Origin of the sequence: Pseudomonas oryzihabitans (assembly GCF_007665395.1) — a bacterium.
Lineage (GTDB): Bacteria > Pseudomonadota > Gammaproteobacteria > Pseudomonadales > Pseudomonadaceae > Chryseomonas > Chryseomonas psychrotolerans_C.
In genome coordinates this window covers 311,056-325,789 of sequence record NZ_VDND01000001.1, presented here as the reverse complement: position 1 = coordinate 325,789, position 14,734 = coordinate 311,056, and the positions used below count along the sequence as shown (strand labels likewise).

The window sequence follows — 14,734 nt, the reverse complement described above, 5'->3', positions numbered from 1 at the left end:
GCCAGGCAATCAAGGCGTAACTGGTAGCTGTGTTGGCGACTCTGCGGCAGCACCTGTGCAGCCCTACCCGGCTACTCCTCGAATTCTGCCGCCGCAACCCGAGCAGTCACCGCGACAGCGACTGCTGGTCCTACAGGCTATCGCGCTTGATCAATTCACAGTGAAGCGGTCCCGTCATGCTGGAAACCTGAGCGCCGCCGACTGCCTCAAGTATCTGCTGAGCCGCCAAGGTGCCAATCTCCAGCGCTGGCGGTCGTATGGTCGTGAGCCGCGGCATCAGCATCCGCGCAAAGGGATAGTCGCCGAAACCCAACACCGCACAGTGCTCCGGGACGCGGATGCCGGCATGCTGGGCCGCCAGCAGTCCGCCTGCCGCGAGGTTGTCGTTGGCGAAGAAGATGACGTCCACCGGCGCCGATCCAGCGAGCAACACCTGCATCGCCTGCTCGCCGGCTTCGAAAGGCGCCAGTTCCGCAGCGGGTGCATGGACCTGAATAGTGATGCCCTTGGCTGACAAGCCGTCCTTGAATCCCTGGCAGCGCTCCAGGGCGCTCAAGTCGCCCGTCGCACTGTTGAGGACGAACGCCGGCCGGCCATAGCCTGCCGCGTGCACGGCTGCCGCCGCCAGCATGCCGACGTCGTAGTGGGAAAAACCGATCTGCACGGGCTGGCGTTCCGGTCGATAGTCCCAGGTCTCCAGCACCGGCAAGGCGGCCTGTTCGAGCATCCGCTCGGTCGCCTCGGTATGGAAATGGCTGGTCACCACCAGTGCCGCCGGGGCCCAGCCGAGAAAGGCCCGCACCGCGCGTTCTTCCTGCTCGGCGGAGAAATAGCTGGACGCCAGCAGTACCTGGTAGCCGTGCTCGCCGAGGGTATCGCTGAACGCCTGGATGGTCGGCGCGAAGATGGGGCCGGAGATGTTGGGTACCACCATGCCGACGATGCGGTTATGGGCCGATGCCAGGCCGCCGGCCGCCTGGTTGGGCACGTAGCCCGTCTCGGCGACCACCTGGGCGATGCGTTCACGCTGGGCGGGCGAGACCTTGTCGGGGCTGTTGAAGAACCGCGAGACGGTCATGGTGGAGACCCCGGCGCTCGCCGCCACCTCGGCCAGGGTCACGCGCCCTGCCCCGCGTCTTTTGCGTGCCATTCGTTATAACCACCTGACTTTTCAATATTGGACCGCCACGACGGCGACATCGGAACATAGTGATGTTAGCGCTAACAAGGAGGCGAGGAAAGCCGGTTGCAGCGCGACCGCCCGCTCAGGGCGCAACGGAATCAGGACCAGAGATCGTCATGTCGACCAGACCCACTGCGCGCTTCACCCTTCGTCCCCTGCCACACGCCATCGCCCTGCTCGCCGCCATCAGCCAGGCGCCCCTGGCCGCTGCCGCCGATACCGATGGCGAGACGGTGACCCTGGACGCAGTCACCGTGACGGCCACGCGCCGTGAGGAAACCCTGCAGTCGGTCCCCGTGGCCGTCAGCGTGGTGGACGGCGAGCAGCTCGAACGCGACAACCGCAGTGGCGTCGCCGGTCTCGCCCAGCAGGTGCCGACGCTCAACTTCCGCACCAATGCCTCGAACAAGGATACCGCGCTGTTCATCCGCGGCGTAGGCACCATCTCCACCTCGCCCGGTGTGGAGCCGACCGTGGCCACGGTGGTGGATGGCGTGGTGCTGGCGCGTCCTGGCCAGGCCACCCTGGAGTTGCTGGACCCGGAGCGGGTGGAGGTGCTGCGCGGCCCCCAGGGCACTCTGTTCGGTAAGAACGCCTCGGCCGGCGTCATCAATATCGTCACCCGCCAGCCGCCCGCGGAGACCCACGGCTACGTGCAGCAGGATTGGTACCAGGGCAACGAGAGCCGGACCCGTTTCGGCATCGGCGGTACGCTGGTACCGGGGGTGCTGCGTGGCTCGCTCACCACCCTGGTCAGCAGCTACGACGGCAACGTCGACAACCAGAGCAACGGCCACGAGGTCAACGGCTATAACCATCGCGGTGCCCGGGGCAAGCTGGAATTCACCCCCAACGACGATCTCACCGTGACCCTGGCGGCGGACTATCTGCAGGCCAACGACGACATCCCCAATGGGGTGGTGGCCAGGACGCTCAATGCCTCCTTCGCCAACGCCCTCGCCCCGGTCAGTGCCAGCGACCACAACCGCGATATCGTCAGCGACTATCGCAGCCGGGTGGAGGATGCCAACAAGGGGGTCTCGGCCCAGGTGGATTACCGGCTGGGCGACTTCACCCTCACCTCCATCACCGCCTGGCGCGGCTGGGACAACACCCAGTGGCAGGACGGCGACCGCCTGGGCACCATTAGTGCGGCTTTTCCCGGCATTGAAGACAAGGGCGACCTGGCCTTCGACCAGTATTCCCAGGAGCTGCGGCTGGCCTCGCCCAAGGGCGGCTTCGTCGAATACGTGGCCGGTGCCTACTATATGCACGGCCATGACGAAGAAACCTATCGCCGGAACCTGCGCAGCCCCACCAGCACCCAGACCGGGGTGGCGGACTATGGCACCCGCAGCGACAGCACGGCGCTGTTCGGCGAAACCACCCTCAACTTAACCGAGCGGCTGCGCGGCATCGCCGGCCTGCGCTACACCCACGACTACCTGAGCTACGACCATCGCCGTACCTCCACCTCGCCAGTGGCGGTCAACGGTATCCAACCGAGCACGGCCAGCAGCGGCTCGGTGAACGAAGACGGCTGGTCCGGCCGCCTGGGGGTGCAGTACGACCTGACCGACGACCTCATGGCCTATCTAACCTACTCCCGCGGCTACAAGGGACCGGCCTACAACGTCTTCTTCAACATGCAGCCGCGGGATACCGATCCGCTCAAGCCCGAGACCTCCAACACCTGGGAGCTGGGCCTCAAGGCCACGGTGTGGAATGGCCGCCTGACCGCCAATGGCGCCCTCTTCCACAGCACCTACGATAATTACCAGGCCAACTTCTTCGACACCGTGGCCAGCCAGGTGGTGACCCGCCTGATCAATGCCGGCAGCGTCACCAGCGAGGGGGCCGAGTTCGACCTGGCGCTGCAGGCGACCCGAGCACTCAAACTCTCGGCGGCCCTCGCCTATACCCACGCCCGCATCGATAGCTTCAGCTGCCCGAGCGGCGCGGCCGCTTCCTGCAACGTCAACGGCAAGACCCTGCCCTTCGCCCCCGACTGGAAGAGCTATGTGCGCGCCGACTATAGCGTGCCACTGGGTAACGGCCTGGACCTGGAGCTGGCCACCGACTACAGCTGGCAGAGCGAGGTGCAATACGACCTGTCGCAGAATCCCGACACCAAGCAAGGCGCCTACGGAATCTGGAATGCCAGCCTGGCGGTGGCCGACTACGATGCCGGCTGGCGGGTGGCGCTGATCGGCAAGAACCTGGCGGACAAGTCCTATTCGCCACTGCTGGCCAGTGGCAGTGGCTATATCTATCGCCAGGTACCACGGGACGACAGTCGTTACTTCGGCGTGCAGCTGCGCAAGGACTTCTGAGCATGAGCCGACACCTGCACCTGGGCGCCTTTCTCATGGCCACCGGTCACCATATCGCCGCCTGGCGCCATCCGTCGGTGCCGCGCGGCGCCGGGGTCGACATCGCCCACTACCGGGCGCTCGCCCGCCTGGCGGAAGCCGCCTGCTTCGACCTGCTGTTCATCGCCGATAGCGTGGCCGCCGCCGAAGGTCCCCAGGCCGCGCGCATGGCCCGCTCCGATCTGTTCGAGCCGCTCACCTTGCTGGCCGCGCTGTCCGGGGCGACCGAGCGCATCGGCCTGGTGGCCACGGTCACCACCAGCTACCACGAACCCTATTCGTTGGCCCGCGCCTTCGCCTCGCTGGACCAGCTGTCCGCAGGGCGCGCCGGCTGGAACCTGGTCACCTCCGATGCCGCCGCGGAAGCCGGCAATTTCGGCCGCGACAGTCATCTGGGACATGCCGAACGCTATGCCCGTGCCAGCGAATTCCAGCAGGTGGTGAACGGCCTCTGGGACAGCTGGGCGGACGATGCCTTCGTCCGCGACCAGGCCAGCGGCCAGTACTACCGCGCCGATGGCGTCCGCGCCCTGGACCACCGCGGCGAGCACTTCGCCGTGCGCGGTCCGCTCAACGTGCCGCGTTCACCCCAGGGGCGCCCGGTGCTGGTCCAGGCCGGCGCCTCGCCCGCCGGGCTCGAGCTGGCGGCCCGCAGCGCCGAGGTGGTCTTCACCGCCCAGCCGGACCTCGCCAGCGCCCAGGCCTTCTACGGCGAGCTCAAGCGGCGCGTGGCCGCCGCCGGGCGCTGTCCGGACTCGCTCAAGATCATGCCGGGTGTCTACGTCACCGTGGCCGCCACCGCCGCCGAGGCTCAGGCCAAGGAAGCCGAACTGCGCGAGCTGGTCAATCCCCAGGTCGGCATCGCCCTGCTCGGACGCATGCTGGGCAACTTCGATCTTTCCGGCTATCCACCCGACGGCCCGCTGCCGGAACTGCCCCTGACCGACAGCGGCCAGCAATCCCGCCAACGCCTGCTGACCGACCTGGCCCGGCGCGAAAACCTGAGCCTCGCCCAACTCGGCCAGCGCATCGCCGGCGGCCGGGGTCATTTGAGCCTGGTGGGCACGGCCAGCGAGGTCGCCGATGTGTTGCAACGCTGGTTCGAACAGGGCGCCGCCGACGGCTTCAATCTGATGGCGCCGCTGCTGCCGAGTGGCCTCGAAGACATCGTCCAGCACCTGGTTCCCGAGTTGCAGCGCCGCGGCCTGTTTCGCAGGGCCTACCAGGGCCGCACCCTGCGCGAGCATCTGGACCTCGCGCGGCCCGCCAACCCCCATTTCACCTAGAGGAGCCCCTTATGGCCTATCACGCCGCGTCTGACCGCTACGACCGTATTCCCTATCGCCGCGTCGGCCGCAGTGGCCTGGTGCTACCGGCCCTGTCGCTGGGGCTATGGCACAACTTCGGTGACAGTACGCCACTGGAGCGCCAGCGCGCCCTGCTGCGCACCGCCTTCGACCTGGGCATCAACTACTTCGACCTGGCCAACAACTACGGCCCGCCCTATGGCAGTGCCGAAATCAACTTCGGGCGGCTGCTGCGCGAAGACTTCGCCGCCTATCGCGACGAACTCATCATCTCCAGCAAGGCCGGCTGGGACATGTGGCCCGGTCCCTACGGCCAGGGCGGCGGCTCGCGCAAGTATGTCCTGGCGAGCCTCGACCAGAGTCTCAAGCGCCTGGGGCTGGACTACGTCGACATCTTCTATTCGCACCGTTTCGATGAGCATACGCCGCTGGAGGAAACCGCTGGCGCCCTGGCCAGCGCCGTCCAGCAAGGCAAGGCGCTGTACGTGGGGATCAGTTCCTATTCCGGCACCAAGACCCGCGAGATCGCTGCGCTGCTGGCCGAGTGGAAGATCCCGCTGTTGATCCATCAGCCGGCCTACAACCTGTTTAATCGCTGGATCGAAAAGGATCTGCTGGACGCGACCGCGGAACTCGGCAGCGGCGTGATCGCCTTTACCCCACTCGCCCAGGGGCTGCTGACGGACAAGTATCTCAATGGCGTACCGGCCGACGCCCGGGTCAACCAGCCGGGTGGTCAGTCGTTGCAGCAAGGCCATCTCTCTGCCGAAAACCTGGAGCGCGTCCGCGCCCTGAATGCCATCGCCCAGCGCCGTGGCCAGAGCCTGGCACAACTGGCGCTGGCCTGGACCCTGCGTGACCCGCGCGTGACCAGCGCCCTGATCGGTGCCAGTCGGCCGGAGCAGATCGTCGAGAACGTGGCGGCCCTGGACAACCTGGCCTTTACCGCCGAAGAGCTGGCCGAGATCGACACCCATGCGGTCGAAGGCGGCATCAATCTCTGGGCCAAGCCATCGAGTGCCGAATGAAGCGTCGCACCCTACTCAAGCAACTGGGCGCCGTCGTCGTGGCGGCGCCCCTGGCCCGCGCCTGGGGCGAAACGGCCAGACCGGCGCGACTGCGGTTGGGTTACCAGAAGGGCTCCATCGCCCTGGTACTGGCCAAGGAGCACCGGCTGCTGGAACGCGCCTATCCGCAGCTCGCCCTGGACTGGCTGGAATTCCCCGCCGGACCGCAAATGCTCGAGGCGCTCAATCTCGACCGCCTCGATGTCGCCTCCACCGGCGACCTGCCGCCGCTGTTCGCCCAGGCGGCCGGTGCCGACCTGGTGTACATCGGTGCCGAGCCGGCCAAACCCAGGGCCGAAACGCTGCTAGTGCCTGCGGGCAGTCCGCTGCACGGCGTGGCCGAGCTCAAGGGCAAGCGCATCGGCCTGCAGAAAGGCTCCAGCTCCCACAACCTGGTGCTGCGACTGTTGCAGCGCGAAGGCCTGGCCTTCAGCGACATCCAGCCCGTCTACCTCGCCCCGGCGGATGCCAATGCCGCCTTCAGCCAGGGCAGTCTGGATGCCTGGGCGATCTGGGACCCCTATTCGGCCCTGGTGCTGCACCAGGGGCAGGCGCGCCTGCTGGCGGACGGCACGGGCCTGGGTCTCAACGGCCCGCTGTATACCGCACGGCGCGACTATGCCCGCGCCCATGGCGCCTTCCTGAACGAGCTGTTGGCCCAGCTCAGCCAGGCCGAAGCCCTGACCCGCAGCGACCGCGAAGGCAGCCTGGACATCCTGGTCCGGGTAATGGGCCTGGACCGGCAGGTGGTGGCTGACTACCTCGACCATCGCCCGCCCTCGCCTATCGGCCCCATCACCCCCGAGATACTGGCCGCGCAGCAGCGGACGGCTGACCTCTTCGTCAGCAACGGACTCTTGCCACGCAAGATAGAGGTGAAGGCCGCGCTTATTTGATAAGAAAGTTCTGACACAGCCTATACAGCGGATCATTATCCCAACGCCGGACGGACAACTTCCGCCCGGCGCTTCAACGCCTGCCTTTTATATCTAGCCAGCGAACCTTCAGTTATTGGGCAAGAGTCATTCGGCGCGGCTATTGTCATGCTCCCGCTGTCCTTTTTGGATTATCCATGTCGTCCCTAGATATCACTGCCTTCGCCAATAAGTTGCCCGCTGCCTGGGAGTCGCGTGTCATCTCGCGAGTAGGTTCTGCCGCCATCAAGATCCTGCGCATGGATGGCCAGGCGCTGCCCGAGGAAGTCCATGGCTATACCGAGGTGCTGCTGGTTATCGACGGTGTCTTGCACTTGGAGAGCGAGGGCCGCGCGCTCGCAATAAGCGCCGGCGAGCTCTTCGAGGCTCCCCCTGGCGTACCTCATCGGGTCTTGCCTGGTAGCCAGGGTACTCTGCTGATCATCGATCAGGATTGAGCTATGCAGACGAAAACGCCCTGGTCGAGGGCGCTCGACCAGGGCGTCGGCTCCATATCGCTCAGCGGGCGGTGATCACCGCCAACTTGGTGATACCCGCCTTCTCGATAGCCGCCATGGCCTTGGCCACCTGGCCGTAATTGGCACTGTCGTCGGCCTGTAGCTGCACCCGTAGCTGGGGGTCTTGCTGCTTGGCGCTCTCCAGGTTGGTGCGCAACAGCTCCGGCTGGATCTCGTCTTTGTTGAGGAACCACTTGCCGGCGCCGTCGATGCTCACCACCAGGGGGTCCTTCTGCTCCACCGGCGCCACGGCTTCGGTCTTGGGCAGGTTGATCGGGATGGCATTGGTCAACAGCGGCGCGGTGACGATGAACACCACCAGCAGCACCAGCATCACGTCCACCAGCGGCGTGACGTTGATCTCGCTCATCACCTCATCGTTGTCTTGGGTCGAAAAGGCCATGTCACACCGCCTCCTTTACCGCGTGGCCAGCCGAGCTGCGCCGGGCATTGGGATGCACCAGCACCTTGAAGGCACTCTTTTGCGCCAGGCTGTAGAAGTCATGGGCGAAATCGTCGAGATCGGCGGCCTTGAGCTTGAGACTGCGCACGAAGTAGTTGTAGACCAGCACCGCCGGCACGGCGACGGCGATGCCCACGCCCGTGGCGATCAGCGCCGCGCCTATGGGGCCGGCCACGGTTTCCAGGCTGGCACTGCCCGCGGCACTGATGCCCTTGAGCGCTTCCATGATGCCCCAGACGGTGCCGAACAGACCGATGAAGGGCGAGGTGCTGCCAATGCTGGCTACCACCGCCAGGCCCGATTCCAGCGAGCGACGCTCCCGCACGATCTGCTGGCGCAGGGCGCGCTCCAGCCGATCCTGGTGATTGATCGCCTGGGCCAGGTCCGCCGGGGTGCCCTGGTCGTTGACCGCGATGGCGGCGTAACCCGCGGCGGCTACCCGTGCCGCGGCGCCGGGCTGGTTATGGCTGAGTTCGGCGCCGGCCGTGAGGTTGGGCGCGGCCCAGAACAGCTTCAGGAAGCGTCTATCCTGCCCGCGTAGGCGGCCGAACTGGGCGCCCTTGAGCAGCGCCAGGCCCCAGGTGACGACGGAGAAGCCGATCAGCAGCCAGATCACGGCGCCTTCGACGGATTGGGTGGGAGACAGTAGCGTCATGATGGATATCCTCGAATGATGGCGGATCAGCGAATCTTGAAGTCGATGGGGACAGTGACCCAGCCTTCGATGGCCTGGTCACCCTTCTTGGCGGGCACGAAGCTCCAGCGCCGGACCGCCGCCACGGCGGCCTCGTCGAGTTGGCTGCGCCCGGCGCTCTTCTGGATCTGGATGTCACCGGGACGCCCGTTGGGCAGCACCCGCACCCGCAGCAATACCGTGCCTTCCCAATTGCGGCGCAGGGCCAGCGCGGGATACTCGGGCGCCGGATTGCGCAGGTAGCCGGCGGTTGCCGACGCTGGGGTTTCCCTGACCGGTGCGGGTGGCGGCGCGGGCGGAGCCGGCTGGGGCGCCGGGGCCGCGGCCTGGGGCGGTGGCGAGGGCGGCGTCTCCTGCTTGGCTACTGGCTTGGGCACCGCTTGGGGTTTGGGCTTGGGTGGATGCCTGACCACGGGTTTGGGCTTGGGCGGCGCCGGCTTGGCCGCCAGCTCGTCCACCACCGGTGGCGGCGGTTCCGGTGCCTCTACCACCGGTTCGGGCAACGGCGGAGGAGGTTCAGGGGGTGGCGTCTCCACTACCGGCGGCGCCGGCGCGGCGAACTCGATGGTCATCGGCGGTATCTGTGGCGGCACTTCCGGCAGCACCGTTTCCGGCTGCCGGGCGAGCCAGTAGAAGACCGCGCCATGCAAGGCCACCGCCAGGGCCAGCAAGGCCAGGGCTTCGGGGCGCTTGAGCGGGGGGCGGGGTCGCTGATCGTGGGTGAACTCGGCCAGCGCCAGCGGGCTGGCGGCGCCGACAACGGGGCTGGGTTCGGGGGGCGTAGCCGACCACGCCGGTGCAGCGCGAGCAGCCTGAAGATTCGCCATGAACGAAGTTCCTTCCTATACGGATTGACCCGGGCAGCCAATAAAGTTGCCAAGGGAGTGCGATGATGCAGAACTCGCTAGCCGTATCGAAGTAACTTATTTCGCGCTCAGGCGAACGAAAAGTTATTAAAAAATGCTATCGCGCATGGAGGAGAGAAATTTGCCGAGCACAGGTGGAAATCGCTGGAAAGGTAAATTAAAAAGGTATAGCGCACGACGTCTAAAGATTGATTTCCAACCGTAGCCTGAACGCCATCCAACTATCCTTATTTCTTTTTTATCTAATATGTGGATGGGCTTTTGATTGACGAAACAAGACACCCGCCTTTACAACCTGCACTCGGTTGAATGCCCCTGCCATAAAGAACTTCTGACCGATTGATTCGTCGATCACCTTTCCCGCAAGGACGCCCCATGACCCCACTCACCCTCCTCCGCCGCCTCACCGTTGCCCTGTTCGCCGTCATGATCTTCACGGGCTCCGCCCAGGCCGAGCAGACCCTGCGCATCGGCTACCAGAAATTCAACAGCCTCAACATCCTCAAGGGTACCGGCGCCCTGGAGCGAGCCCTGGCGCCGGAGGGCATCCGGGTCGCCTGGTACGAATTCGCGGCCGGTCCGCAATTGCTCGAAGCCCTGAGTACCGGTGCCATCGACCTTGGCCATGCGGCAGATGCACCCTCGGTTTTCGCCCAGGCCGCCGGCAAGCCGGTGGTCTACCTGGCCGCCGAACAGCCCTATCCGAAGGGCATCGGTATTCTGGTCAGCAAGGATTCGCCGATTACCGACGTCGCCGGTCTCAAGGGGCAACGCGTCGCCACCGGCCGCGGCTGGAATGCCCAGTATCTGCTGGCAGTGGCCTTGCAACAGGCCGGACTGAGCTACCAGGACATCCAGCCGGCGTACGTGGCCAACGCAGCCGATGCCGTGGCCGCCCTGCAATCCGGCAGCGTGGCCGCCGCTACCCTCTGGGACCCCTTCCTCGCCGCCGCCGAGCAACAGCAGCCGGTCCGTAACCTGCGCGACGGCGAGGGGCTGACCAACAACCGCACCTTCTATCTCTCCACCGCCGCCTTCGCCGACACCCACCACCCCCTGCTGCACACCTTCTTCAGTGAATTGGCCAAGGCCAGCACCTGGGCCAATGCCCATCCAAAGGACGTCGCGCAACTGCTCGCGCCGCAACTGGGTATCGACGCCAGCGTCCTGGAGGTGGCCAGCAGCAGACGCAACTACAACGCCGTGGCCATCACCCCCGCTATTGTCGCGGAACAGCAGCGTCTGGCCGATACCTTCCAGGGACTGGGCTTGATCCCGCACGCCATCCGTATCCAGGACGCGGTCTATCCGGCGACGGTGGTGCCCTAGCGCACCCTACCGCGGCAGCGGAATCCAGGCCGATCCGGCCACCTGGCCGTCGTCGCGGAAGGCCGGTAGCTTCTCGGCCAGTTGCTTGAGGTTGCGCACCTGCAGATCCAGCAGCTGCTGACGGGTGATCAGCGTGGGCGGTACCAGTACCTGGGCGCCCTGCTCTTCACCCGTCAGCCGCCGCGCCAGGGTGCGCAGGCTGATGGCGCCCGCAGTCTCGGCATTCACCGCGGCGCTGGCCACCCAGGCGCTGTCGGGCTCGGTCATGGCCTGGATGTCGGCCGTGGAGATATCGGCGCTGTAGATGCGCGTCGTCTTGTTGCGACCGGCCTCGTCCACGGCGAGCTTCACGCCCTTGGCGAATTCGTCGTAGGGCGCGAAGAACACCGAGATGTCCGGATGAGCGCGCAGCACGGCACCAGCGGCATTGGCGATGGAGTTGGGGATGGGCGCGGTCATGCTGCCGAAACGAGCCTGCTCGACGATCCCCGGGTGGTCACGCTTGAGGGCTTCCCAGATCTCGAAGCGTTGCTCCATGGGGGTAAGGCCGGGTACGTAGGCCACTCCGGCCTGGAACTGCTCGCGGTTGTCCTTGAGCGCCTGACCCAATACCAGGCGCGCCAGTTGCCGATGATCCTGGACGACCTGGGTCACCCCCGGTACCTGGAGGTCGACATCGAAGGCCACCACCTTGATGCCCTTGGCCTGTGCCTTGGCCACGGTATCGCGCAGGGTCTCGGGCAGGCCCAGGCCGACCAGGATGCCATCCACCCCGAGGTCGATGGCTTGCTCCAGTTGCTCGCGCTGGCGTACCGCGTCCTGGCGCGCGTCGAATACCCTCAGGTCGGCCCCCACGGCCTTGGCTTGGCGCTCGACGCCACGCTGGAAGGCCTGGAAGAAGTCACCGGCGGTCAGATAGGCCACCAGGGCCAGCTTGACCTGCCCCTTGTCGAAGGGTGGCGGTGCCCCGGGTACACCCGTGGCAAAGGCTGGCACGGCGGAAAAGCAGGTGAGACTGAGGACGAGGGGGCGAAGCCATTTGCGCATAGCGGGTGTTCCTTTGTCGTAGGCGAGGCTAGCGGCGTTCGCGCGCGAAGCCGAAGGTGAAGACCAGGGCCAGGACCAGGACCAGTCCCTTGACGAAATCCTGGGTGTAGTAAGGGGCGTTGAGCATGGTCAGGCCGTTGAGCAGCACGGCGATCAGCAAGGCGCCGATCAAGGTGCCGAAGGCGTTGGGCTTGCGTGCGCCCAGGACCGCGAAGCCGATCAGCGCCGCGCCCAGGGCATCGAGTACCAGGCTGTTGCCCGAGCTGACATCGCCACGCCCGAGGCGCGCCGCCAGTAAGATTCCGCCCAGGGCGGCGAGCACCGCGGAGAGCACGTAAGCCAATAACCGGTAACGCCCTACCGCAGCGCCGGCCAGGCGCGCCGCCTGTTCGTTGCCGCCGATGGCATAGAACAGGCGCCCGTGGCGGGTCCGCTCCAGCAGCAGCCAGATCACCAGGGCCACCGCCGCGGTGACCACTACGGGCACCGGGATCAGGTCGAACCAACGGGCCCGGCCGAGGGCGAGGAAGGCCGGCGGAAAGCTGCCAGGCGCCTCGTCGCCATTGGCCAGGGTCATGCCCACGGCGATGGAGTTGCCGGCACTGGGGATCAGCTGCAGGCCGAGCACCAGGAACATGCTGCCCAGGGTGGCGAGGATGTCGGGAATGCGCATCCGCACGATCAGCCAGCCATTGAGCAGGCCCACCAGGGCACCGCCGCCCAGCGCGAGCAGGAGCGCCGCGGTGGTGCCCCAGTCGAGCACCACCAGTACGTAGCTGGAAATCATCAGGCTCATGGCCGCCACCGCGCCGATGGACAGGTCCAGGCCGCCGGCAGCCATGGTGACGGTCACCCCCAGGGCGAGCAGCGCGACGACGGAGACCGACAGCAGGATGCTGAACAGATTGCCAGGGCGCAGGAACGCGGGCTCCAGGGCGCCAAACAGGATCAGCAGCAGACCCAGGATCAGCAGCAGCCCGTAGCGCGTGGCCAACTGGCCCAGCGCGAGGGCGCGCGGGGTGGTTGGCGCCGGGCGGGCGGATTCGACGAGATCGCTCATGCGCGCTCCAGTTCGGTGAGTTGAGTGAGTTGCTCCACCAGGGTGGCTCTATCGACCCCCTGGCGGTTGAAGTGGGCGACCACCCGCGCGTCGCGCATCACCAGTATCCGGTCGGCGATCTCCAGGGCCTCATCGGGATCGGTGCAGATCACCAGGGTGGCGCGTGCGTCAGCCGTGGCGCGGATTCGGGCGCCGATGTCGCGCCGCGCCTGGACGTCCACGCCCTGGAAGGGTTCGTCCAGGATCAGCAGGCGGGCCGGCGCCAGCAGCCAGCGCGCCAGGACCACCTTCTGCTGATTGCCGCCGGATAGCGTGGCGATGTCTTGTTCGACGTCGGCGGTCTTGATGCCCAGCGCCCGGACCTGGGTCCAGGCGGCAGCGGCTTCGTCGCGGTGACGGAGCAGCCCGCGCCGGGAAAAACGACGCAGGAAGGGCAAGGTCATGCTCTCCCGCACTGTGAAGCCGGGGACCAACGAGCTGCGCCTACGATCTTCGCCAGCGAAGAACACGCCCTCGGCGATGGCGGCGCCCGGGTCCTTTGGGTGCCAGGGTTGGCCATCCAGCTCCAGTCGCCCGGCGACGGGGCGCCGCAGCCCGACCAGCGTTTCGGCGAGCCGGCTCTTGCCTGCGCCAAGCAGTCCGGTCAGGGCGACCACCTCGCCCTGGGCCAGGTGCAGATCGAAAGGTGCGGCGTCTGGCACCAGCTGCAGCACCTGCGCCGTCAGCACCACGGGACCGGCCGCGCGTGGGGTTGGCAGGCGCTGTTCCAGGGGCTGGCCCAGCATGGCCTCCAGTGCGGCAGCGAAGTCCAATGGCCTGGCGAAGTCGCCGGTCAGTCGGCCGTCCCTCAGCACCAGCAGCCGATCGGCAAGGCGCTGCAGATCGGTCAGCCGATGGGAAATATAGAGAATGGCGACGCCCGCCTCACGCAGGCGGTTGAGCAGGCCGAACAGCCGCCCCGCCTCCTGGGACGACAAGGCCGCGGTGGGTTCATCGAGGATCAGCAGGCGCGGCTGGGCGGCGACGGCGCGGGCCAGTATCAGCAGCTGCCGATCGGCCTGGCCCAGTTGATCCACGGATGCGGCGAGCGGCAACTGCAGGTCAAGGGTGGCGGCGATGGCCGCCGCTTCCCGCTGCAAGCGACGACGATCATGACCCAGGCCCGGCCCCTGGCAGAGCCGATCCAGGCACAGGTTTTCGACCACGCTCAGGGTGGGGACGATGCCGTCGTCCACGCTTTGTTGCACCGCGACGATACCGGCGCGGCGCGCGGCAGCTGGCGAGGTGAAACGCTGCACGGTTCCGTCGACGAGCAATTCACCCCGGGTCGGTCGATAACCACCGCAGAGAATCCGCACCAGCGTGGACTTGCCGGCGCCGTTGGCACCGAGCAACCCGGTCAGGGTGCCAGCCCGCAGGTCGAGGTCGAGGCCGCGCAGGATCGGTGTGTCGGCGAAACTGAAATGCAGATCGCGCAACGCAATCCTGGAGGGTTCAGCCATGCCCTACTCCATCGACGAGGTGGCACACCTTAATTCACCGTCGACGAGCTCGCTAAATAGTCAGTGGGAATATCGTCATGCGCTTTTTTTCAATTGAAAAAGCAAACGAGGTAATTGCCTGGGCAATTGACACTCTTGGTCAGGGAGCAATAGAACGGATTGTGCCGACACCAATATTCGTCCGAAGTCACCGGAGCAAAGCAATCAAACAGCGTCTTTACCTTGCTGTTGCAATAACAACAGTTGTCCTTCGCCAAACAGCTGTTGGCAATATAATCGACTCGCTTCTCGCTATTCACCTGTCACCCGGAACGCTCCAGCGCCGAGAGCAACTACGGCGGTAACCTGCCCTACGACGTGCTCTCGCCGATCGGCAGCAACGGCGCCTACTACTACACCCGGGCGACCTACA

The 14,734-nt window shown here is 66.2% G+C and carries 13 protein-coding genes; 6 read left to right on the top strand and 7 right to left on the bottom strand.

From position 1 onward, the window contains the following. Positions 1-130: 130 nt before the first annotated feature. Positions 131-1,150, bottom strand: a complete 1,020-nt coding sequence (locus FSV73_RS01490; protein WP_145002843.1) for a LacI family DNA-binding transcriptional regulator — start codon at positions 1,148-1,150, stop codon at positions 131-133. 149 nt (positions 1,151-1,299) lie between these two features. Between FSV73_RS01490 and FSV73_RS01485 the strand changes: the two genes are divergently transcribed. The 5 genes from FSV73_RS01485 to FSV73_RS01465 all read left to right on the top strand — a co-directional run bounded on the left by FSV73_RS01485 (position 1,300) and on the right by FSV73_RS01465 (position 7,301). Beyond that, positions 1,300-3,516: a TonB-dependent receptor gene (locus FSV73_RS01485; RefSeq protein ID WP_145002841.1), complete on the top strand. Its 2,217-nt coding sequence runs from the start codon at positions 1,300-1,302 to the stop codon at positions 3,514-3,516. Between the two features lie 2 nt (positions 3,517-3,518). After that, positions 3,519-4,841, top strand: a complete 1,323-nt coding sequence (locus FSV73_RS01480) for an LLM class flavin-dependent oxidoreductase (protein ID WP_145002839.1) — start codon at positions 3,519-3,521, stop codon at positions 4,839-4,841. An 11-nt stretch (positions 4,842-4,852) separates the two neighbouring features. Then, on the top strand, positions 4,853-5,890 hold the full coding sequence (mgrA, locus tag FSV73_RS01475; protein ID WP_145002837.1) for an L-glyceraldehyde 3-phosphate reductase: 1,038 nt from the start codon (positions 4,853-4,855) through the stop codon (positions 5,888-5,890). Beyond that, positions 5,887-6,825 carry an aliphatic sulfonate ABC transporter substrate-binding protein gene (locus FSV73_RS01470; protein ID WP_145002835.1) on the top strand — a complete coding sequence of 313 codons (939 nt, stop codon included), beginning with the start codon at positions 5,887-5,889 and terminating at the stop codon, positions 6,823-6,825. The genes mgrA and FSV73_RS01470 overlap by 4 nt, the downstream gene beginning before the upstream one ends. Positions 6,826-7,001: 176 nt before the next feature. Further along, positions 7,002-7,301, top strand: a complete 300-nt coding sequence (locus tag FSV73_RS01465; RefSeq protein ID WP_145002833.1) for a cupin domain-containing protein — start codon at positions 7,002-7,004, stop codon at positions 7,299-7,301. Between the two features lie 61 nt (positions 7,302-7,362). Here FSV73_RS01465 and FSV73_RS01460 read toward each other — a convergent pair whose 3' ends face one another. From FSV73_RS01460 to FSV73_RS01450, 3 genes are read right to left on the bottom strand one after another with little or no spacing between them, the layout of a single operon-like run. Beyond that, positions 7,363-7,764: an ExbD/TolR family protein gene (locus FSV73_RS01460; protein ID WP_145002831.1), complete on the bottom strand. Its 402-nt coding sequence runs from the start codon at positions 7,762-7,764 to the stop codon at positions 7,363-7,365. 1 nt (position 7,765) lies between these two features. Further along, positions 7,766-8,479, bottom strand: a complete 714-nt coding sequence (locus FSV73_RS01455; RefSeq protein ID WP_145002829.1) for a MotA/TolQ/ExbB proton channel family protein — start codon at positions 8,477-8,479, stop codon at positions 7,766-7,768. 26 nt (positions 8,480-8,505) lie between these two features. Further along, positions 8,506-9,345, bottom strand: a complete 840-nt coding sequence (locus tag FSV73_RS01450; RefSeq protein ID WP_145002826.1) for an energy transducer TonB — start codon at positions 9,343-9,345, stop codon at positions 8,506-8,508. Between the two features lie 465 nt (positions 9,346-9,810). On the opposite strand from FSV73_RS01450, the gene FSV73_RS01445 reads away from it, so the two are divergent. After that, the gene (locus FSV73_RS01445; protein ID WP_260856017.1) at positions 9,811-10,713 is read left to right on the top strand and encodes an aliphatic sulfonate ABC transporter substrate-binding protein; all 903 of its coding nucleotides are present in this window, start codon (positions 9,811-9,813) and stop codon (positions 10,711-10,713) included. Between the two features lie 6 nt (positions 10,714-10,719). Here the strand turns inward: FSV73_RS01445 and FSV73_RS01440 are convergent, their stop codons facing one another. Genes FSV73_RS01440 through FSV73_RS01430 form a run of 3 tightly spaced genes read right to left on the bottom strand, consistent with a single transcriptional unit; the run spans position 10,720 to position 14,322 of the window. Continuing rightward, entirely contained in the window at positions 10,720-11,760 is a 1,041-nt protein-coding gene (locus FSV73_RS01440; protein ID WP_145002820.1) for a substrate-binding domain-containing protein, read from the bottom strand. A 28-nt stretch (positions 11,761-11,788) separates the two neighbouring features. After that, positions 11,789-12,820: an ABC transporter permease gene (locus FSV73_RS01435; RefSeq protein ID WP_145002817.1), complete on the bottom strand. Its 1,032-nt coding sequence runs from the start codon at positions 12,818-12,820 to the stop codon at positions 11,789-11,791. After that, positions 12,817-14,322, bottom strand: coding sequence for a sugar ABC transporter ATP-binding protein (locus FSV73_RS01430; RefSeq protein ID WP_145002814.1), 1,506 nt, complete (start codon positions 14,320-14,322; stop codon positions 12,817-12,819). The genes FSV73_RS01435 and FSV73_RS01430 overlap by 4 nt, the downstream gene beginning before the upstream one ends. Positions 14,323-14,734 lie beyond the last annotated feature (412 nt).